Below are 21,077 nucleotides of genomic sequence, written 5' to 3' on the forward strand. Positions count from 1 at the left end.
TCCCTACAAAAGCTGCAATGTTTCTGGAGAAAGACATGCAAAAGAACACCCTCTGGTTCAATAGCCTATCCATGGAAGATGTCGATAAGGTCGGCGGTAAAAATGCGTCACTCGGCGAAATGGTCTCTAATCTGGCCAATGCCGGTGTGTCGGTACCCAACGGTTTTGCGACAACCTCATACGCGTTTAACCAGTTCCTTGACCATGAAGGTCTGGACGAACGCATTCACTCGCTGCTGGATGAACTGGACGTTGATGATGTGGACGCTCTGCGTAAGACAGGTGCCACCATTCGTCAATGGGTATTAGAAGCCCCGTTCCCTGCTGATCTTGAGCAGGATATCCGCGACAACTACGTTACTCTGATTGAAGGTAACACTGAGCTTTCAGTAGCAGTGCGTTCATCTGCGACCGCTGAAGACTTACCAGACGCTTCGTTTGCTGGTCAGCAGGAAACGTTTCTGAACGTCAAAGGCATCGACGCGGTGCTGGAAGCGACCAAACACGTTTATGCCTCTTTGTTTAATGACCGCGCTATTTCTTACCGGGTGCACCAGGGGTTTGATCACCGTGGTATTTCCCTATCGGCCGGTATTCAACGTATGGTGCGCTCTGACAAGGCCTCTTCAGGTGTGATGTTCACACTGGATACAGAGTCGGGCTTTGATCAGGTTGTCTTCATTACTTCTGCCTGGGGTCTGGGCGAAATGGTGGTGCAAGGGGCGGTGAACCCAGATGAATTCTACGTCCACAAGCCGATGCTGGAAGCCGGTCAGCACCCGATCGTTAAGAAGACGTTTGGGTCTAAGCTGACCAAGATGATTTACGCCAACAGCCAGGAAATTGGTAAACAGGTAGAAATCATCGATACCTCGGCCCAAGAGCGGAACCAGTTCTCGCTCAACGATGACGAGATCAAAGAGCTGGCCAAACAGGCAATGATCATTGAGAAGCACTATCAGCGTCCGATGGACATCGAGTGGGCGAAAGACGGCATCGATGGCAAGTTATACATCGTTCAGGCGCGCCCTGAGACGGTCATGTCGCAAAGTGAACAGAATGTGATCGAGCGCTATGAGCTGAACAACAAGGCGGACGTGCTGGTCGAAGGCCGAGCAATCGGACAGCGTATCGGCAGCGGTGCTGTGCGTCTGGTGGATTCACTGGATCAGATGTCATTGGTTCAGGAAGGGGACGTGCTGGTCACGGACATGACGGACCCGGACTGGGAACCGGTCATGAAGAAAGCGTCGGCCATTGTCACCAACCGTGGTGGGCGTACCTGTCATGCGGCGATCATCGCGCGTGAATTGGGCATTCCGGCCATCGTTGGTTGTGGCAATGCAACAGACAGTCTGACCGACGGTACCACAGTGACCGTGTCTTGTGCGGAAGGGGAAACCGGTTATGTTTACCAGGGTGAGCTGGCGTTTGAAATTAAGCGCTCTGCTGTGGATGAACTGCCATTGCTGCCCACCAAAGTGATGATGAACGTTGGCAACCCGGATCGTGCGTTCGACTTCGCTCAGATTCCGAACGAAGGTGTTGGTCTGGCACGTCTTGAATTCATCATCAATAAGATGATTGGTATTCACCCGAAAGCGTTGTTGAACTTTGATGCACAAAGCGATGAGCTGAAAGCGGAAATTACCCAGCGCATTCGTGGTTATCAAGATCCGATCGACTTTTACGTCAGCAAACTGACCGAAGGCATTGCTACGATTGCAGCGGCATTCTGGCCGAAACGCGTGATTGTGCGTATGTCGGACTTTAAGTCAAACGAATACAGCAACTTGGTGGGTGGGCAGCACTACGAACCACACGAAGAGAACCCAATGCTGGGCTTCCGTGGTGCGTCGCGTTACATCTCTCCGATATTTGAAGACTGTTTTGAGTTGGAAACTCAGGCCATCAAGCGTGTGCGCTATGAAATGGGTTTGAAAAACGTCGAGATCATGATCCCATTTGTTCGCACACCAAGCGAAGCGGCGTCGGTTATCGACCTGCTGGCGAAGTTTGATTTGCGTCGCGGCGACCAGGGGCTGAAAGTGATCATGATGTGTGAGTTACCATCCAATGCGGTCCTGGCAGATGAGTTCCTCAAGTATTTTGATGGTTTTTCTATCGGCTCAAATGACATGACCCAACTGACCCTTGGTCTTGACCGTGACTCTGGTGACGTGGCGCATTTGTTTGATGAACGCAACCCTGCCGTGAAAGCCATGCTGAAAATGGCCATTGACGCGGCGACCAAAGCCGGCAAATACGTGGGTATTTGTGGTCAGGGGCCATCGGATCACGATGATTTGGCCGAATGGCTGATGGAGCAGGGCATCAGCTCAGTCTCACTCAACCCAGACACGGTGATCGATACCTGGCTCAAACTTGGTAACGTCAGCGGCAAATAGTGTTGTATACGCATACAAAAGCGCCCTCCGGGGCGCTTTTTTTGTGTCGGGCTACTTAGGTGCACCTATGTGCAGGCAGCGGCGGGCGTAGTGTTTCGGCGTGATATTGGCCAGAGCACGAAACTCACGGGTCATGTGGGCCTGATCAGCGAATCCCAGATCTGCGGCTAAATCGGCCAGTGGCGTTGAGGGGGAGTGTTTGAGCTGTTCGAGAGCCTGTTTGACCCGAATCAGCCGCTGATAATATTTGGGTGTCATGCCCATCCAGGTTTGAAAATGGCGCTCTATCTGACGCAGTCCGACCGTTGCCGGCGCGCTTGGGTTTGAGTGCGCATGCTGGACCAAGCGAACAACCTGTTTACGTTCGTCGCCATCGTGGACGAAGTGCTGCTGTGCATACTGGTACAGAACACGGAGGCGGCCATTGTGGCCTTGGCAGTGGCGCATTTGTTCAAACAAGGGGCTGAGCCGTGTGTGGATGTCGGGCTCCTGTTCGCTGCGAACAGGCTGCTCGAAGCGTTTGCCGAGGCATTGATACCCCATCGCCGGATAAAAGCGGATACCAGCCATCAGCGTACCGGCAGGCAGAATGACCGTCTGAGCTTTGAGGCTGACCGGCAGCAATACGATGCCCGGAGCGTGCCACGCATCGGCAAAAAAGACGTCAGCGCCAAAATTGAACAGCACGCCGCTGCCGGCATCACCGAACAGCAGCTTGTCAATCGGTTCATCATGTTCTGAAGATACGTAAACAGACCATATTCCCTGAATATGGTCTGCGGTGCGGCCCTGAGGCTGATACAGTCTGAAATCCATGCGTTGCTTGAGTTACTCCGGTCGGTAGCGGCCCACTTGTGGCTTGAAGACTTTGACAATACGATTCCAACTATTGATGGCATTAATGGCAATTGTCAAATCCACCAGGGCGTGCGGACCAAAACAATCTAATACCTGTTGGTATTCGTCGTCGCTGACGATTGAGCCTGCCGTTAGATGTTCTGCCCAGCCAAGAGCGGTGCGTTCCTGCTCGTCGTACATGGGCATATCCCGCCACGCGTTCAAGCCAAAGATCCGCTCCGCCTGTTCCCCGTATTTCAATGCGTCTTTACTGTGCATATCAATACAAAAGGCGCACTGATTGATCTGTGAGACTCTGAGTTTAACCAATTCCCAGATCCGGACAGACATGGTTTCCGACGCCTCGAACTGGCGACGGAAGTAGCTTTCCTGTTGCATCAGTATGTCCATCGCTTGCGGAGCGGTATTGTAGTAATCCAGTCGTTTCATGCTGCTATCTCCTTGCTGAAGTGAGTCTCTACGATAATCTGGCGTAAACGGGGAATATTGAAGATTTCCGACATTGGTAACAAAGTGCTTGATATCGGAGAAAGCGCCGCTTGCCCCGGGTTGGCTATCCAGCCATTGTCTGAGCGTAAAATTAGGGTAAGCTCAGAGGTCTGTTCCCTGTGTAATCCTGAGGTAATCATGATCGCTTCCGCTGAATACGCCGATATTGCCGAGGTGGTGAAAGCGCTCCATACACCGCAATTTACCTCGCGGCTGATAGCTTGGTTGCAGGCTCAGATCACGTTTGACTGCGCTGTGATCCTGGGATACCGACAGGGCAAACACCCTATCTACCTGTATGACTCGATCCCGTCACAACGCGAACTGCTGTTTCAGCGCTATCTGACCGATTCATTTCTTAAAGACCCGTTTTATCAGGCGATCCTAGACGGTTCCGCTCCCGGAGTTTACGGGCTGAATGATGTGGTGCCGGTGGCCGGGGAGTACCGGGATTATCAGCAAGAGTTTTATCGTCAGACTGGCTGGCAGGATGAACTGTGCGTCACGATTCAGTTGGACGAAGGTCGTTGGGTCGTGATTTATCTCGGCTTGCTACAACATGGTCGTTTTAGCCTTGAGGGCCGGCAACGGTTGCAACACGGTTTCCGTCTTGTTGAAGCGCTATGCCATCAGCAATGGCAACAGCAAGCCTTTGTGCTGGCGGAGGCACCGCTGCACCAGCCAGGGATGGCATCGGCGTTGCAAGCGGCCCTCGCCAGTTTTGGGGCTGACAGGCTGACACAGCGGGAGCAGGAAGTCACCGCGCTGTTGGTTCAGGGACTCGATTCCCAAGAGATTGCCGAGTCTCTTGGGATTGGTATCGGTACGGTCAAAAACCATCGTAAGCGCGTGTACGCGCAGCTCAATGTGCGGTCACTCAGTGAGCTATTTCAGCTGTTTCTCAATCATATGCTGGCGGCGTCATGGATGTGTGATCTCAAAGAACCAAAATAAAGCTATACAATATGCGGTTTCTCTGTATACTGAGCCGCTGCTCTGATATAGAGAGCTGTTAATGCTACATCTAGTTAAAGTTACATCTCAGCAATGGTTCGGCTCTGCTCGTTACCTCTGCTGTGCCCTTTCGCTTTATTGAGACATTAAATAGCGTTTGTTTTCAGTAACCGTATCAGGCGATAAATTTTTTTAATACTCTCAGAGGTTATTATGTCAAATTCAGTGACAGGTACAGTTAAATGGTTCAACGAAACTAAAGGTTTCGGTTTTATTTCTCAAGACAACGGTGGCAAAGACGTATTCGTACACTTCAGCTCAATCGTTTCTGAAGGTTTCAAAACTCTGGCTGAAGGTCAGAAAGTAACTTTCACTGTTGAGGAAGGCCAGAAAGGTCCTCAAGCTAGCAACGTTGTTGTAGGCTAATTACTCAATTTATGATAAACGGCCGGGGTTGGTAACAACCCCGGCCGTTTGTTTTTCCAGCACTGCCCCCTCTTAGTTTCGTACCTCTTTCAGCGTTTACGCGCGTTTTATTCCACTTGTTTTGAATAATCTGTCTCATCCTTAATGATTTGCCGAGATTTTCACTCCTAAGGCCTGTTTCGTGATACTGTAGATTAACGGCTGTTTCAGGGACTTTACCTTTATTCATGCTGAAAACGGGTATTTTCCGATATCAAAGGCAGCTTGGCGGCGTCGGAAGGCGACGCGGATACATATTCTAACAGGCCACGCTTTGGCTCACTCACGTCAGGAAGGTAGGTATGTCACAAGGAAAAAAGACAACGAAAAAGAAACGCGACAAGAACAGCGAAGCACGCGAATCGGCTGGCACAGTGCAACGCAAAGTACGCAGAAGAATCGAAGACATCATGGAACAGCGTGAGTTTGAGCGTCAGTTTGAACTGTAAAGCCGGCTGATTGCAGTAATTGTCCCTATAGGGATATCGAGTCCGCTGCTCAATCTGGTTAGTCTGTGAAAAAATACACACAGGCGGAACCATGACCTCGATTTTAGATGACCTTCAACAACGTGGCCTGATCGCACAGGCCACCGATCTCGATACACTCCACTCTCTGCTCACCGAACCACAAGTGATTTACTGCGGCTTCGATCCGACCGCAGGCAGCCTGCATATTGGTCACCTGGTGCCACTTATCCTGATGCAGCGTTTTAGACAAGCAGGGCACAAGCCTCTGGCTTTGATTGGCGGAGCGACCGGTATGATTGGCGATCCGAGCTTTAAAGCCACCGAACGCATGCTCAACAGCGCCGAGACGGTGCAAGGCTGGGTCGCCCAACTGGCACAACAAATTCGCGGTATCCTCCCGGCGGAGGACGCGGTGGCCTTTGAGGTGGTGAACAACGCCGACTGGATCGGCTCGCTAAACGTGATTGAATTTCTGCGTGATATCGGCAAGCACTTTTCCATCAATGCGATGATGAATCGCGAGTCGGTTCGCCAGCGTTTGGAGCGTGCGGAACAGGGCATATCCTTTACCGAATTCAGTTACGCGTTGTTGCAATCGTACGATTTTGCCTACCTCAATCGAAAACATGGCTGCACACTGCAAATTGGCGGCAGTGACCAATGGGGTAATATTGTCAGCGGGATCGATCTGACCCGGCGACTGAATGGCAATAAAGTGTTTGGTATGACACTGCCATTGATCACAAAGGCCGATGGCACCAAATTCGGCAAAACCGAAGGTGGGGCGGTGTGGCTCGATGCCAGACAAACCTCACCGTTCAGCTTCTACCAATTCTGGCTCAATACCAATGATGACGATGTGTACCGTTTTTTACGCTACTACACTTTTTTGTCACTGGATGACATTGAGGCATTGGAAGTCGAAGACAAACAGCGTGTGGGAAAGCCACGGGCTCAGCAAGTGCTGGCCGAGCAGGTGACTCGGTTTGTGCATGGTGAAGATGGACTCAGCAGTGCTCAGCGTATCACTCAGGCGATGTTTGATGGCCAGTGGCAAACACTTACGCAAGCTGAGCTCGCACAGATTGCTCAGGATGGCCTGCCCGTTACGGCGATTGAGTCGAGTATTTCGCTTTCACAAGCACTGGTCACGAGTGGCCTGGCAAAATCGCGTCGTATCGCACGTGAGTTGATCAGCAACGGAGCCATTCGTGTCAATGGTGAGCGAGTGCAACACGACAACCTCAGTGGTTACTTTGCCTTATTTGATCGTTATTGGGTGATTCAGCGCGGCAAAAAAAGCTTCCACTTACTTTGTTTGCAATAGTGCAGTCGCGGTCAGCCAATGGTAGGCCGCATCAGCTTTGCCTGGACGTCGTAGCGTGAATGACGAAATTTATGTATTTGAGCGTGGATTTCGTCACAAGGGTCGATATCATAAGGAGATCTCGCCAGCACAGTGTTAACTGCCTGGCACGACTTTTCTTTGAGTGGGATGCATGGACAGAATCAGCGCACTGAAAATATTTGTTTCAATCGTCGAACAGGGCAGCCTGTCAGCGGCAGCCAAACACCTGGATATCGAGCGAACCAAAGTATCCCGCCACCTTTCTGAGCTGGAAGAGTGGGTTGGTACCCGCCTGCTGCACCGTACAACTCGTACTCAGAGTCTGACGGAAGCTGGTGAGCAAACACTGGAACGTGCCTACCAAATCCTGAATTTAACCGATGACATCGGAGCCATTTCAGATCGACAACACAATACCCTGTCCGGGCGGTTGAGGATCACCTGCAGCTATTCGATGATCGATGCGTTTCTGCTTGCCGCCATCAACGACTTTTGCGCACTATGGCCCAAGGTGCAGATTGAACTGGTGGTGGCCGATCGCAGCATTCACCTGGTCGAGGAAGGCATCGATCTGGCCGTGCGCATCAGTAACGACCTTGATACCAATGTGATTGCGCGCCAAATCGGGGTGTGTCGCTCGGTAGTCGTCGCTGCGCCCGAGTACCTCAGCAAGTACGGCACCCCCGATTCACTTCAAGCGCTGCGCGCGCACAGTTGTCTGACTTTCAGCTATTTTGGCAAAAGTGAATGGCATTTTGACAAAGAGGGCAACAGTGAATCGGTGCCGGTAACGGGCCAGCTGACGGCCAATATTTCAACGATTCTACTCAACGCCACGCTCAGTGGCGGTGGCGTGAGTATGCAGCCGCTGGCCAGTGTACAGCCATACATACGTTCTGGTGAGCTGGTGCCATTGCTGACTGACTGGGAACCGAGACAGTTGGGGGTGCACCTGGTGTATTCCAACCGCCGCCAGGTCACGACGTTACTGCGCCAGTTTATCGATTTTGTTGTGGAGCGGATGCACCGGGATCCGGTGTGGAACAGCGCTTAAATGTGCGTAAAATGAAATAGTGTTCGGTAATATATACCATTATTGTTGCAAAATATGCACTAGTTATGTGCGAGAGCGTGGCTATTTCTTTTTCGTTCAGTTGGTAAAGTAGGCCTCGTTAGTTACTGATGAGGCAAAAACTATGAAACCTGTTACCACACTGATTTTAACCACCGCTCTGGCTTCTGGCTCTGCAATGGCAGACCTGACTCTGACCACCTATAACCCTCAGGATAAAGGCATCTTTCCTGTCGCTTCTACTCTGATTGAGGGAGAGAAAAACGCCGTTCTTTTTGATGCTCAATTTGGCGTAGAAGAAGGGAAACACGTTCTGAATATGATTCAGAAATCGGGTAAACAACTTCAGGCAATCTACATTACTGCAGGCGACCCGGACTTCTACTTTGGCTTAGAGCCGATCGTTAAAGCGTATCCGGACGTGAACATCTATGCCACTCAAGCGGTGGTCGATCACATCAAGCGTACTAAAGATCAGAAGATCAGTTACTGGGGCCCGATCTTAGGTGAAAATGCACCAAAATCTGTTTATGTGCCGCAAGTGTTCAACGGTAACATTAGCCTGGAAGGGGAAAGCATTGAACTGAAAGAAGGCGGTACGCATCAGGCTTATTACTGGATTCCTTCACTGAAAACTGTACTGGGTGGCGTGTCTGTGGCGTCAGGTGGTCATGTTTGGATGGCGGATGCTGCGACACATGAGAAACGCATCGAGTGGGTTCAGGGACTGGATCGCATGCTGGCACTGAAACCGACACGCGTGATTCCGGGTCACTACATTGGTGAAGAGCCTGTAGGCACAGACGCCGTAACGTTTAACCGTGATTACGTCGCGACTTACGACGTTAACGTGGCAAACTCACAAAATTCTGCTGAACTGATTAAGAAAACGATGCAAGCCTACCCTCAGTTTGAAGCGGATGCCGGTTTGGAACTGGGTGCTAAGGTTAGCATGGGTGAAATGAACTGGTAATCCCTGCTTAACCTGATGCAACACGGCTTCTGTAAAGAAGCCGTGTTTTTATTTATCGTCCAATCGAAAAGAGAATCCATGCAACTGACTCAGAGCGGAACCACCAAACCTTCGCTGTTTCTTTATATTATTCTTGGCGCCATCGGAGCCCTGACCCCGTTCGCCATTGACATGTATTTGCCGGCGATGCCGGCGATCGCCGAGGATCTTGCGGTGCCAGCCAGTGCAGTGCAGATCACGTTGACCGCTTATTCCATTGGTTTTGCGCTGGCCCAGATGATCCATGGTCCGCTATCAGACAGCCTGGGTCGCAAACCCGTGATGGTGGTGGGGACTTTGCTGTTTGGTTTGGGTTGTGCGCTGGCGGCCAACGTACACTCAATTGAAATGTTTATTGCGCTACGCATCGTTCAGGGAATGGCGGGCGCGGCCAGTGCCGTGGTGCTTCAGGCGCTAGTTCGGGATATGTTTGACCGTGAAGATTTCGCTCGTACCATGTCGTTTGTCAGCCTGGTGGTGACGGTTGCGCCGCTGATGGCCCCCCTGGTTGGTGGCTATCTGTCGTTGTATTTGGGCTGGGAATCGATTTTCTATGTTCTGGCGTTGTTGGCTCTGATTATTGTTGCGCTGGTGGCATTCTGTCTGCCGGAAACGCTCAGTGCCGAGCATCGGCGTCCGTTTGAACTGTGGGCGACGCTGGCGGCGTATGGTGCGCTCTCGCGCGATATGCGAGTGCTTTGTCTGGTCTTGTGTGGTGCGTTTTCATTTGCCGGAATGTTTGCTTTTCTGACCGCAGGATCGTTTGTTTACATTACGCTTTATCACATTCCGCCGGAGCACTTTGGCTACTATTTTGCCCTGAATATCGTCGTGATGATGGTGATCACCAGCATCAACGGACGCTACGTTAAAAAAGTGGGCATTCCTGCGATGCTCCGGGTTGGTTTGGGGATGCAGGTGCTGGCCGGAATGGGTTTAGTACTGGTGGAACTGCTGGGGCTAAGTTACCCGTTTATGGTGGCCTGCATCATGATATTTGTCGGCAACGTTGCCCTGATTGGCAGCAACGCCATGGGGTTGCTAATGAGTGATTTCCCTCAAATGGCAGGCACAGTGGCCGCTGTGGCCGGGACGCTGCGCTTTGCCCTGGCAGGGATTGTCGGCGCTTGTGTTTCTATGTTGTCTCACTATGGCGCCATGCCAATGGCCGTCGCGATGTGTCTGTGTGGTGTTGGGTCATGGGCGACATTCCATTACGCCAGTCGTCACCTTGCAGAATCCTCCGCTGATGCCTGATGTCATTTTGATCTTCAACAAAAAGCCCCGCATTGCGGGGCTTGTCGGTTAAGGCTGCGCTGGTGGTGTGGCTCAGCTGTTTTGCTGTCGCTGCGTTTGCTTGCGTTGCAATTTTTCCTGACGCTTTTGCTCAGCTGTTTTGACGGCATCGCCACCCACATGGTTTTCACCACGCTCACGGGCGAGCTGCACCTGCTTTTCGCGCTCACGGAAACGGATCACTTGCTCTTCACTGTGTGTGCCGTGGCATTTCGGACAACTGACGCCTTGTTCGAATTTGTCGGACTGTTTATCTGCTTCTGTGATTGGCAGGCGACACGCGTTACACAGGTCGTATTCGCTCTTTTCCAGTTGATGGTTGACCGCAACACGGCCGTCAAACACATAGCAGTCACCTTGCCACAAGCTCTCTTCTTCAGGCACTTCTTCAAGATACTTCAGGATGCCGCCTTCGAGATGGTAAACCTCGTCGAAGCCCTGTTCTTTCATGTAAGCGGTGGATTTTTCACAGCGGATTCCACCTGTACAGAACATCGCGACTTTCTTGTGTTTGCTCGGGTCCATGTTCTGTTTGACATAATCCGGGAACTCACGGAACGTCTCGGTTTTTGGGTTAACGGCGTTCTGGAACGTACCCAATTCGATTTCATAGTCGTTCCGGGTGTCGACCACAAACACTTCTGGATCAGAAATCAGGTCATTCCATTCCTTGGGTTTGATATAAGTGCCGACCACGTGACGAGGGTCGATGCCTTCAACGCCCATGGTGACGATTTCCTGTTTGAGTTTGACCTTAGTGCGGTTAAATGGCTGTTCATGATTGAGTGACTCTTTATAGCTGATGCCCGCCAGGCGAGAATCTGCGTTTAGCCATGCCAGTAGCGCATCAATACCTTTACGGGGGGCGGCCACTGTGCCATTAATGCCCTCTTTCGCCAGCAGCAATGTACCGCGCACCTGATGTTGTTCCATCAACTCTCTTAGAGGCTCCCGAAGCTCCTGATAATTTTCCAGCTCGACGAACTTGTACAGAGCACAGACAACATAGTGATTCATGACGATTCCTTTTAACCGCTAACATAGAAATTGGGGCGCATTGTAACCAAGTAATAATACGACAAATACCGACAGTTAATAGGGGTATAGCGCGTGAGGGGAAAAGATGTCAAAAACCAACCACCTGGCCGGTGGTTGGTGTGATGTTAGAGGTTTTAGGCCAGTGTGGCTGCGGTCTGGTTGCCCATTGCGATCAGTCGGTCAAAAATGTGTTCGCCATCCGCTCGCAGACCATTGTGCTCATATTCGTTGGTGATCCACGCCTTGGCGTTTGGCATCAGTGCCAGGGTCTCACGGCTGATGTCCATTTCGACAAACATATCGTCGGCGTACACCGCGCAACTGACCGGCACTTTATTGTTCGCCAACTGTTTCTCGTCGTACAGGGCAGCCCAGTCGGATTTCTCTGCCAGCATGTCTGCGGCGGCTTTGAGCGGCTGCAAGTTGATGTATTGATCGAACATCCATGGGAATACCATCTCACCGGTAAACAGGAACGGCTGGCCTGTTTGATAGTTGAATTCGGGGTGTTGCTGACGAACCCGATGGGCACTCCATGACGAGGCAAAGCCCTGGCAGTAAATCGACTCGTGCAAAATGGCATAAATCGGGTGAGTCTGAAATGACTGCTGCATCAATATTTCATTGAGAAATTCGTAACGCAGGCGCGGCTGCCCGTCGATCTCAACCAAGGCGTTTTCCAGTAGGTAGTAGGTTGGCAGGAAGCTGTCACTGACCCCGAAACTGATGCCGATTTGCTGGAACTGTTCGACGGTCAGGCGCTGGCCGTTGGGCAGGAACTCTTCGTGTTGCAGTAGATGGTCGGCGATCTTTTGGCACTGCGCCTGCGCTTGAGGAAATTGCTGGAAAAAAGCCTGATTTTTCTCTTTAGTACGTTTGAACGTTGCGTGATAGACGTCATCGGCATGGCGTGAAATCGAGGGTACACCACCGGTGATGTAGCTGCGCAGCAAGCTCTGTGGAAACATTGATAAATAGGTCAGTGAGCAGAAACCACCGAAACTTTGACCTAGAATTGCCCACTGTGTAACGCCCAACTGCTCGCGGATGAATTCGGCGTCCCGCACAATGTTATCGGCGCGAAAGTAACTCAAATATTCCGCTTGTTGTACGGGACTCTTTGTTGCCAGTGTCTGATGGCTAATGACCGAACTGTTGCCAGTACCACGTTGGTCGAGCAGCAACACCCGATAATCCTTCAGAGCCCGTTTGATCCAGCCGGTGTTGCCATTCTGTCGTGGGGAAGGGAAACCAGGTCCGCCCTGAAAATACACCAGCCACGGCTTATCTGCATGGCGGTCGCCAGCTTGGGTGACTTCACGGGCAAAGACGTGGATGCGTCCCTTCTCGCTGTGGTGGTAATCCAATGGCACATCGAAATAGTGCGGGACGTAATGCAAACCTGCGTCAACAAAAGCTTGAGCAAACATGAGATTCCTTTTTTGATTTTGGATGGGGTCCTTATGGCGGCTAGTCTGCCGCAAAACCGTCGAGAGTGACAACAATAAATCCCTTTGGACATGTGTCGCTGCACTCAGAGTAAGGTAAGCGAAGTCTGGAGCTCAAGCTTCATGCAAGCCTCTGATCCGCTGGCTTACAAAGTGGATCGTCCCCGTCCATTTTATGAGACTCAAGGGCGCGGCCTGCCCGCTCTCCCGGTATTGATGAGTGGGGGCACTCTTGTCCATCTCCTCATGAAAGGATTATTCACTCTTACCAAATAGTGAATTCAATTGGCATGGGATTCTCGCCAATTTCTATCCTGATAAGCTTTTCTCATCCGAATCTACAAGATGAATTGAGAGCACATAAAGAGGCCACTATGACTTTATTATTTGAACCGACCCAACTGAAACAACTGTCACTGAGCAACAAAATTGTGATGGCGCCGATGACACGCGCGCGCAGCAGTCAACCGGGCAATATTCCCAACGCCATGATGGCCGAGTATTACGCGCAGCGTGCGTCTGCCGGCTTGATCATTACCGAAGCGACGCAGATCTCAGATGACAGCCAGGGCTACTCATTTACACCGGGTGTCTACACCGAACAGCAGGTTGAAGGCTGGAAGTTAGTGACTCAGGCTGTGCATGCTAATGGCGGCAAGATCTTCAACCAATTGTGGCATGTTGGTCGGGTTTCTCATCCGGTCTTCCAGCGCGGGCAAGCGCCGATGGCGCCTTCGGCGCTTAAGCCGGTGGATACGCAAGTGTGGATCGCGAACGAACACGGTGACGGTGAGATGATCGACTGTCCGACACCGCGCGCGATGACTCAGGCCGACATTGAACGCGTGATTGAAAACTTCGCCCATGCTGCCAGGCAAGCTGTACGCGCCGGTTTTGATGGTATCGAGATCCACGCAGGTAATGGCTATTTGATTGACCAGTTTCTGCGCACCAATTCCAACGCACGCACGGACGAGTACGGTGGCAGCCGCGAAAATCGTATTCGCTTTTTACTCCAGGTGGTTGACGCCGTCAGCGCGGCAATTGGTGCCGAGAAAGTGGGTGTGCGTCTGGCGCCATTCATCACGTTTAAAGACATGAACTGTCCGGATATCGTCCCCACCATACTGCTTGCTGCCAAAGCTCTGCAAGACAAAGGTGTTGCGTATCTGCATTTGTCGGAAGCTGACTGGGATGATGCCCCCACGATTCCAGAGTCATTTCGTCAGGCACTGCGCCTTAACTTTACCAACTGCATCATCGTCGCTGGCCGTTATTCGATTGAGCGAGGCGAAGCCGTGCTCGCTAAAGGGTATGCCGATTTGGTCGCGTTTGGCCGCCCGTTTGTCGCCAATCCGGACCTGGTCACCCGAATGCAGCACAACGCGCCGTTGGCGGAACTCGATCCGGCAACTTTATTTGGTGGCAATGAAAAGGGGTACAGCGATTATCCCAGTCAATTTTAAAAAAATATTTGAAAATCATTCAACGCGCTGGTGGTTTTTCCAGAAGGAGCCGGACGCTATTGTAGCTGCCATCGCAATATGAATAACTGAATATCTGGAGAAAATTATGTCTATTGTTCAGGCCGCACAATCCCGTTACTCAACCAAAGCTTTTGATGCCAGCCGCAAAATCCCGGCGGATAACGTCGACGCCATTAAAACGTTGATCCGCATGAGTCCGTCTAGCGTGAACTCACAGCCATGGCACTTTATTGTCGCCAGTAGCGACGAAGGCAAAGCGCGTATTGCCAAGGCAACGCAAGGGGGCTACGCCTTCAACGAACGCAAAGTGTTGGACGCTTCTCATGTGGTGGTGTTTTGCGCCAAAACCAGCATTGATGAAGCGTATTTGCAGGCGCTACTTGAGCAGGAAGACAAAGACGGCCGCTTTGCCAATTCGGAGGCGAAGCAGGGTATGCATGGTGGACGCTCTTTTTTCGTCAACATGCATCGTTTTGATCTCAAGGATGCCAATCACTGGATGGAGAAACAGGTTTATCTGAATGTTGGTACGCTGCTGCTGGGCGCGTCGGCGATGGATATTGATGCTGTACCTATCGAAGGTTTTGACCCGAAAATTCTCGATGAAGAGTTTGGGTTACGTGAAAAAGGTTATACCTCAGTTGTGATTGTGCCGCTGGGCTATCACAGCGAAGACGATTTTAACGCTAAGTTGCCGAAATCGCGCTGGGACCACCACACGGTGATGACGGAGCTGTAACCATGATTCATTTAATTGCGGAAATTAAAGCCGCCTCCGGTTGTGAGGCGGCACTGGAAGCTTTGTTAAAGGGCTTACTTGAACCTACACGGGAAGAAAATGGCTGCTGTCAGTACGAGTTGTTTGCCGATCAGCAGATCCCGGGGCTGTACATAATGCAAGAAATTTGGTGTTCACAAGAAACCCTGGACCAACATTTGGTCAGTGAGCACTTCAACCATTTCAAACTAGAATCAGACCGTCTTGAACTGGTCGAATACGTACAACTGCGTCCGATGAATTTCATCGGCTAAAAATAAAAATGTTAGGGAGAATGATGATGTCTGTGCCTACCACAATGAAAGCGATCGGTTTTACTCGCTCACTGCCGATCAGCGATGAGCAAAGCTTGTTCGAATATGACACGCAAGTACCGACACCGGGTGACTATGATCTTCAGGTGAAAGTTAACGCGGTGTCCATTAATCCGGCGGATGCGAAAATTCGTTGCCGCGCCGCTGCTGACAAAGTGCTCGAAACCCCCAGAGTGGTTGGCTATGACGCGGTGGGTATCGTAGCGGCTGTCGGGGACAAGGTCGACGGTTTTGCGCCAGGTGACCGGGTCTACTATGCCGGTGATGTGACGCGACAAGGTTCTCACGCGGAGTATCAGCTAGTGGATGCTCGGATTGCTTCACACGCACCGCACAGCTTGACGGACCCACAAGCGGCCGTAATGCCGCTAACGGTATTAACAGCCTGGGAGGCTTTGTTTGACCGGTTACGGATTACGCCGAGCGAGAAAAAATCTCTGCTGATTATTGGCGGGGCGGGCGGTGTTGGTTCGATTGCCATTCAGCTGGCGAAACAACTGACTCATCTTACGGTGATTGCAACTGCTTCGCGACCTGAAACTCAGGCATGGGTCCGGGAGATGGGTGCAGACCACGTGGTTGATCATCGTGACTTGGTCCACTCAATGAAAGCGCAAGGGCTGGAAACGGTGGACTACATTTTCAATGTCGCCGACACCAAAGGCCACTGGGATGCGATGGCGGAATTGATCGCGCCTCAGGGAATGATTGCATCTATTGTTGAGTTTGATGGCGGGGTGGATTTATCCAAATTGCAGGGCAAATCGGCTGGTTTTATATGGGAACTGATGTTCACCCGTACCTTGTTTAAAACCGACGACATGGCCAAACAGCGAGATATTCTCTTTCAGGTTGCGAATCTGATTGATGCCGGCCGAATTCGCTCCACGCTGACTGACACCATTGAAGGTTTTGGCGCCGAGCAACTGAGGCAGGCTCATGAGCTGATTGAAAGTGGCCGTGCTATCGGTAAGATCGCCGTTAACTTCGACTAACGATACACCAGTAAACTCAGACACTTAAACGTCGATGGCTGCCAGAACCATTTTGCGTTGCTGGCAGCACTTTTCTCGCACAAACGCCTGAAAAGCGCGAATGGTCGGCGTTAACAGACGACGGTCTGCGCACACCATGTAAATGGGCACTGACCCACCGTCCCATTCGGGCAGAATTCGCACCAGTTTCCCATCCAAAATGTCCTGGCTGATGTCCATCAATGATTTATTGGCAATGCCTTTGCCTTTGAGGGCTTGACGATGCACAACCTCACTGTCGTTGCTGGTTGGATTACCTTTGACAATCACGCTTTCGGTGTCCTGCTTATGGTTAAGCGTCCACTTGTTATACAGGCTGTCGGAGACCATGTAACACAAGCAGTTATGTGCGAGCAGATCGGCGGGCTGAGTGAGCGCCGGGTGGTTAGCGACGTATTCCGGAGAAGCACACAGAATGCGTTCATTCGCCGTACACAGCGCAATGGCAATCAGATTGGAATCGGCAGGCTCACCATAACGGATCGCAATGTCGACGGGTTTGGAATACATGTCGGTCAGACTGTCTGACAACTCAAGTTTGATGTGAACATTTGGATGCAACTCGATGAATTCATCGATCCAGTTGAGGAGCATATTGCGGCCAAAATCCGACGGGGCCGTAATGTAAAGATGGCCGGCCAGCTCTCCCCTTGAGCTGGCGATCTGGTCCAGACCTTCTTGCAGAGCGTGCAGTGCCGTCTGAGTTTTTGTGAGGAATATCTCCCCTTCATTGGTCAGGCGGAGACTGCGAGTTGAGCGGACAAAGAGTGGAAAACCTATCTGTTCTTCCAGTCGTTTGACTGAAGCGCTGATGGCGGCCGGTGTCAAATCCATGCTGTTGGCGGCTTTAGAGAAGCTGCCTTGTCGTGATGTCTCTACGAAGATATTGAGGTCGTTCAGTGCCTTCATGTCTGATCCGAAAAGGTTGGGGAGGCTTGACTATAAAACATCTGCCAGACGAACTGAACCGCTGTCTGTGGGTTAGTCGTCGTACGGGACTTTGCTCATTTCCCACATTTTCAAGGTTGACTGTGGATTCATGCAGTGGCCATAAAGAATCTGAATTTTGGGTTCAAACGGTTCACCGATGTAGGTGGTACGAACCAGTTCGCCAGTTTTCAGGTCCACCTGACTACTGACCCGGCCTTTGAAATTCTGAAAGATGGCGAATTGATCGCTCTGATAAACCAGTTGATCCTGATAAAAAAGAAAATAATCGGCGGTGTCCGTCAACTCACATCTTAGCGGGGCGGTATTGAACTGAGCGGGCGTAATCGGACTGATCGTCAGCAGCGCCAGCGTGATAAGTCCTTTGGATGTGAAATAACGCATTGTGCCATCCTCACCTGCGTAACCTGATTTAAGTATAGATGGCACAGAGCCCTGATGGGCAGGGCTCTGTCGTAGATTTATTGTTGGATCTGGTAATCGAAGGAAGGAATGACGATTTCGACACGGCGGTTCTGTTTGCGGCCTTCACGTGTTTTGTTGGACGATTTCGGCTCAAGTTCACCGCGCCCTTCAACCGAAATCCGTTGTTGTTCGATGCCACGTTGTTGCAGAGCGTCCGAGACCGATTGGGCGCGCTTTTCTGAAATCATCTGATTGTACTGCTCGCTGCCGGTGGAATCGGTATGGCCGATAATCACGACTTCAGATTCCGGATACTCTGCCAGGAAATCGACCAGTTTATCCAGCACCGGAGCGCTTTCTGGTTTTAACTCGGTACTGTTGAGTGCAAAGTAACTTTCACCTAGTGTTGTCGTCTGGTAGGTTTTGTCGACCCATGTAGGTTCCGGTTCCGGCTCAGGTTGCTCGACCACCATTACTTCCGGTTCGACAACGGGGGCTGGCTCGGCCTGAGATGCTCCACCAAAGGTATATACCACGCCAAGCGTTGCGGAATTACCGGCAGCACGCACCACGTCATTGTTCATGTCGGTGAGTGTCTGGTATTCCAGACGAACCAGTACGTTCTGATGAGAGTCAAACTCCAGGCCCACAGCCCCTAAGTAAGACCAGTCGTTCTTGCTGCCATAATCGACATAAGCCCCACCGAGCTTACCGTAAAGCGAGATGTCATCCGTTAATGCAAGATTGGCTTTTGGGGCGAGCGTAATGGCGCTGATATCATCTTTCATTGAACCATTCTGAAATTCGCCTAGGTAATCGTATCCTGCTTCCAAAGAGAGGAAGTCCCACATCTGATAACCGAGGAAGGCGCCGACGGTTGAGTCTTCGTCGTCACACACCGAACTGGTACAGGAATCATCTAACCATGATTTACCTACTTTTGCTCCGACATACACTTCTGAAAACGAAGGTGCGGATGCAAACATGAGCGAAGTTGAAATTAGGACTGCTAGCTTTTTCATTATATTTTCCTTAATTAATGATTAGCATTTGATCAGCGGAAATATTCGCTGTGCTAAATTTTTTATCTTGTAGGGAAATAAAAGACGCGTCATGTGTCTTCGTTAGAGATACTAGGTTTTGTGCCGAAAGTAATTGTTAGGTTTTATGCAAGTTAACGAAAGATATTAATTTTTTATTATGTGGGAAATGAAAAAATCATCAGGCGAGTGTTTTTTGTTATTTGTTTGATTTTTATTGAATTTATTATTCATTGTTCATCTTTAATCGAACAATGAACGTCATGTTTATGTCCGACGGTGAAAGTTATGTAAAAAAGCAGCCCTTAATCAGGACTGCAATAAAGAAAAAACATGGTTATAAGAAAAAGGATGGACTCATATTAAATCTATTTATGTGTCAGCCTTTTCTGAATTAACTGTATTTGGCTGAGCCAGTGTATTGGCCGCTGCGTCTTCCTGTTGTTCGAGCTGGATCCAAAACACAAACAGTTCATACCAAATTGCCAGTATGACCGCTCCCAGGAACAGGCCGACAATGCCATAGAACAACATGCCGCCAATCGCACCAATCAGGATAATGGGCATCGGCACGTCTACGCCACGGCCCATTAACATAGGTTTAAGCAGGTTTTCCGACAGGGCGCCGACCACTACCCAAACGGTAAACAGGGTGGCGGTGGTGCTGTCTTGCATCACGTACATGTAGATGATGACTGGTAAAACGGCAATCAGCGCCGGGAGCTGAGCAATACATAAAATCATCAGGATCAGTGTCAGCAGGCCTGCAGCCGGGATGCCAAAGACGAAGAATCCGGCACCAATTAACAGCGCCTGTATGGCTGCGACACCGACCACGCCCAGCAAGACACTTTTTATGGTTGCGGCAATCAGCGATGTCCAACGCTCCGCATTCTTACCCGCAGCGCGCACGGCAACGGTCTTCAGCGAGTTAGCGATCTGTTCGGAGTAGGTCATAAAACCCGCGGCAATCGCCAGCGAGATGATGAACAGGAGCAGGCCGCCGAGCGCACCGCCGAGCACACCAGCAAATGAGGATACCGCCGATTTGATTTCCGGCAGGAAGGTTTGAATGGCTTTTTCCAGGTTGGTGGCGAACAGATCCCATACCTCGAACAGCTTATCGCCGATCACCGGAATAGCAGAGATTTTGCTGCTTGGCCCCGGGATGGTAATTTGGCCTTGCTGCAATGTTTCAAGTACCCGGGTTGCTCCTTCATAAATGGAGCCCGAAATCATCACAAACGGTGTCACCAATAAGGCGATCCCCAGCAGGGCGATGGTGGTGGCTGCCAGACCACGACGCCCACCATACCAGCGTTGCATTTTCAATGTGAGTGGCATCAGGGCGACGGCGATAATCGCTCCCCAAATCACAGGGATGATAAACGGCTTGATAATATCGTATGTAAACATCAGCAGTATCAGCAGCAAGCCGATACGAATCGCTGATTCCACCATATTGCTGATGAAAATCTTGCTTTGTTGCTGTTCCAGTTGTTTATCCATTTTTCTTTACCTGATTTTCAATATTAGAACTGACAAGGCTGGAAACCACGATCGCCATGTAAAATACGCCGGCAATGGCTTCCAGATAAACGATGACCTGAGCGATCGGTGTGATTGGGCTGATATCGCCATAACCCAGCGTGGTGAGGGTGACGAAACTGAAGTAGGCGGCATTGGAAAAATTCTCTCCCCAGGACTGGGCGGTAAGTCCGGTGAACGACTGAGGAGAGAATTCCAGAATGACCAGATAGACAATCGCCCACATCAGACCGAGCAATAAAAACAAGGCGACTGAGCCGATGACTTTGTTGGTATCTACTTTTCCGTTGAACAGAATCTGCCGGGCGATGGACTTAAAAGTACCGAAGAAGAATGCGAAGGTCAGGAGCAGCGACACCACATCCATACTCTTGACACCCAGCAGGTTGCGAACTGCGATAGCGACGACCCAGGCACACACCAGCGTCACCAGAAATCGGTACCAGTTTTTATCAAAACGCAAACTGACCAGGCAGACGATGAACGTGACGATCGTAAACAGGGTCAGAATCTGCTCAAGTACGCCACTGCCGACCACCTGCGCCAGAGCGGCGCTGATCAAAAGCGAAGTCAGGGCCAGCGTAAGATAGAAAAAATTATTTTCCTGATTGATGTTTTTAAGCGGTTGTCCGATTGCCATGTTGTTTTCCTGTGCTGATATCCGG

The 21,077-nt window shown here is 50.9% G+C and carries 21 protein-coding genes; 12 read left to right on the top strand and 9 right to left on the bottom strand.

Annotated elements, in window-relative coordinates:
- Window positions 1–17: 17 nt before the first annotated feature.
- Window positions 18–2,408, top strand: a complete 2,391-nt coding sequence (gene ppsA / locus VPR01S_RS14335; RefSeq protein ID WP_021706069.1) for a phosphoenolpyruvate synthase — start codon at window positions 18–20, stop codon at window positions 2,406–2,408.
- Between the two features lie 51 nt (window positions 2,409–2,459).
- Here ppsA and VPR01S_RS14340 read toward each other — a convergent pair whose 3' ends face one another.
- Together VPR01S_RS14340 and VPR01S_RS14345 are read right to left on the bottom strand one after the other, a co-directional pair.
- The gene (locus VPR01S_RS14340) at window positions 2,460–3,224 is read right to left on the bottom strand and encodes an AraC family transcriptional regulator (RefSeq protein ID WP_021706070.1); all 765 of its coding nucleotides are present in this window, start codon (window positions 3,222–3,224) and stop codon (window positions 2,460–2,462) included.
- Window positions 3,225–3,236: 12 nt separating this feature from the next.
- Complete coding sequence (locus VPR01S_RS14345) at window positions 3,237–3,695, bottom strand: carboxymuconolactone decarboxylase family protein (RefSeq protein ID WP_021706071.1); 459 nt, start codon at window positions 3,693–3,695, stop codon at window positions 3,237–3,239.
- A gap of 195 nt (window positions 3,696–3,890) precedes the next feature.
- Here VPR01S_RS14345 and VPR01S_RS14350 point away from each other — a divergent pair, with 195 nt between their 5' ends.
- The 7 genes from VPR01S_RS14350 to VPR01S_RS14380 all read left to right on the top strand — a co-directional run bounded on the left by VPR01S_RS14350 (window position 3,891) and on the right by VPR01S_RS14380 (window position 10,333).
- Complete coding sequence (locus VPR01S_RS14350; RefSeq protein ID WP_040902833.1) at window positions 3,891–4,709, top strand: helix-turn-helix transcriptional regulator; 819 nt, start codon at window positions 3,891–3,893, stop codon at window positions 4,707–4,709.
- Window positions 4,710–4,922: 213 nt separating this feature from the next.
- A complete protein-coding gene (cspE, locus tag VPR01S_RS14355; protein WP_021706074.1) occupies window positions 4,923–5,135 on the top strand; it encodes a transcription antiterminator/RNA stability regulator CspE in 213 nt (70 codons plus the stop codon).
- Between the two features lie 341 nt (window positions 5,136–5,476).
- On the top strand, window positions 5,477–5,623 hold the full coding sequence (locus VPR01S_RS14360; RefSeq protein WP_040902812.1) for a hypothetical protein: 147 nt from the start codon (window positions 5,477–5,479) through the stop codon (window positions 5,621–5,623).
- A 91-nt stretch (window positions 5,624–5,714) separates the two neighbouring features.
- On the top strand, window positions 5,715–6,971 hold the full coding sequence (gene tyrS, locus VPR01S_RS14365) for a tyrosine--tRNA ligase (protein ID WP_021706075.1): 1,257 nt from the start codon (window positions 5,715–5,717) through the stop codon (window positions 6,969–6,971).
- A 172-nt stretch (window positions 6,972–7,143) separates the two neighbouring features.
- Window positions 7,144–8,046: a LysR family transcriptional regulator gene (locus VPR01S_RS14370; protein WP_021706076.1), complete on the top strand. Its 903-nt coding sequence runs from the start codon at window positions 7,144–7,146 to the stop codon at window positions 8,044–8,046.
- A gap of 142 nt (window positions 8,047–8,188) precedes the next feature.
- A complete protein-coding gene (locus VPR01S_RS14375) occupies window positions 8,189–9,037 on the top strand; it encodes an MBL fold metallo-hydrolase (protein ID WP_021706077.1) in 849 nt (282 codons plus the stop codon).
- A 78-nt stretch (window positions 9,038–9,115) separates the two neighbouring features.
- Window positions 9,116–10,333 carry a Bcr/CflA family multidrug efflux MFS transporter gene (locus tag VPR01S_RS14380; protein ID WP_021706078.1) on the top strand — a complete coding sequence of 406 codons (1,218 nt, stop codon included), beginning with the start codon at window positions 9,116–9,118 and terminating at the stop codon, window positions 10,331–10,333.
- Window positions 10,334–10,405: 72 nt separating this feature from the next.
- On the opposite strand, the gene trhO is transcribed toward VPR01S_RS14380, so the two are convergent.
- Complete coding sequence (gene trhO / locus VPR01S_RS14385; protein WP_021706079.1) at window positions 10,406–11,389, bottom strand: oxygen-dependent tRNA uridine(34) hydroxylase TrhO; 984 nt, start codon at window positions 11,387–11,389, stop codon at window positions 10,406–10,408.
- 155 nt (window positions 11,390–11,544) lie between these two features.
- Window positions 11,545–12,840: an alpha/beta fold hydrolase gene (locus VPR01S_RS14390; protein ID WP_021706080.1), complete on the bottom strand. Its 1,296-nt coding sequence runs from the start codon at window positions 12,838–12,840 to the stop codon at window positions 11,545–11,547.
- A gap of 392 nt (window positions 12,841–13,232) precedes the next feature.
- On the opposite strand from VPR01S_RS14390, the gene VPR01S_RS14395 reads away from it, so the two are divergent.
- The 4 genes from VPR01S_RS14395 to VPR01S_RS14410 all read left to right on the top strand — a co-directional run bounded on the left by VPR01S_RS14395 (window position 13,233) and on the right by VPR01S_RS14410 (window position 16,432).
- Complete coding sequence (locus VPR01S_RS14395) at window positions 13,233–14,324, top strand: alkene reductase (protein ID WP_021706081.1); 1,092 nt, start codon at window positions 13,233–13,235, stop codon at window positions 14,322–14,324.
- A gap of 106 nt (window positions 14,325–14,430) precedes the next feature.
- Window positions 14,431–15,084, top strand: a complete 654-nt coding sequence (gene nfsB / locus VPR01S_RS14400) for an oxygen-insensitive NAD(P)H nitroreductase (RefSeq protein ID WP_021706082.1) — start codon at window positions 14,431–14,433, stop codon at window positions 15,082–15,084.
- Window positions 15,085–15,086: 2 nt separating this feature from the next.
- Window positions 15,087–15,377: a putative quinol monooxygenase gene (locus tag VPR01S_RS14405; RefSeq protein WP_021706083.1), complete on the top strand. Its 291-nt coding sequence runs from the start codon at window positions 15,087–15,089 to the stop codon at window positions 15,375–15,377.
- A 26-nt stretch (window positions 15,378–15,403) separates the two neighbouring features.
- Window positions 15,404–16,432: a zinc-binding alcohol dehydrogenase family protein gene (locus VPR01S_RS14410; RefSeq protein ID WP_021706084.1), complete on the top strand. Its 1,029-nt coding sequence runs from the start codon at window positions 15,404–15,406 to the stop codon at window positions 16,430–16,432.
- Window positions 16,433–16,456: 24 nt separating this feature from the next.
- On the opposite strand, the gene VPR01S_RS14415 is transcribed toward VPR01S_RS14410, so the two are convergent.
- From VPR01S_RS14415 to VPR01S_RS14435, 5 genes are all read right to left on the bottom strand, one after another.
- Window positions 16,457–17,380, bottom strand: a complete 924-nt coding sequence (locus VPR01S_RS14415) for a LysR family transcriptional regulator (RefSeq protein ID WP_021706085.1) — start codon at window positions 17,378–17,380, stop codon at window positions 16,457–16,459.
- Window positions 17,381–17,452: 72 nt separating this feature from the next.
- Complete coding sequence (locus VPR01S_RS14420) at window positions 17,453–17,803, bottom strand: hypothetical protein (RefSeq protein ID WP_021706086.1); 351 nt, start codon at window positions 17,801–17,803, stop codon at window positions 17,453–17,455.
- Window positions 17,804–17,880: 77 nt separating this feature from the next.
- Window positions 17,881–18,846, bottom strand: coding sequence for an OmpA family protein (locus tag VPR01S_RS14425; RefSeq protein ID WP_021706087.1), 966 nt, complete (start codon window positions 18,844–18,846; stop codon window positions 17,881–17,883).
- Window positions 18,847–19,236: 390 nt separating this feature from the next.
- The gene (locus tag VPR01S_RS14430; protein ID WP_021706088.1) at window positions 19,237–20,373 is read right to left on the bottom strand and encodes an AI-2E family transporter; all 1,137 of its coding nucleotides are present in this window, start codon (window positions 20,371–20,373) and stop codon (window positions 19,237–19,239) included.
- A complete protein-coding gene (locus VPR01S_RS14435) occupies window positions 20,366–21,052 on the bottom strand; it encodes a potassium channel family protein (protein ID WP_021706089.1) in 687 nt (228 codons plus the stop codon). Before VPR01S_RS14435 ends, VPR01S_RS14430 begins: the two co-directional genes overlap by 8 nt.
- Window positions 21,053–21,077: the final 25 nt, after the last annotated feature.

Origin of the sequence: Vibrio proteolyticus NBRC 13287 (assembly GCF_000467125.1) — a bacterium.
GTDB lineage: Bacteria > Pseudomonadota > Gammaproteobacteria > Enterobacterales > Vibrionaceae > Vibrio > Vibrio proteolyticus.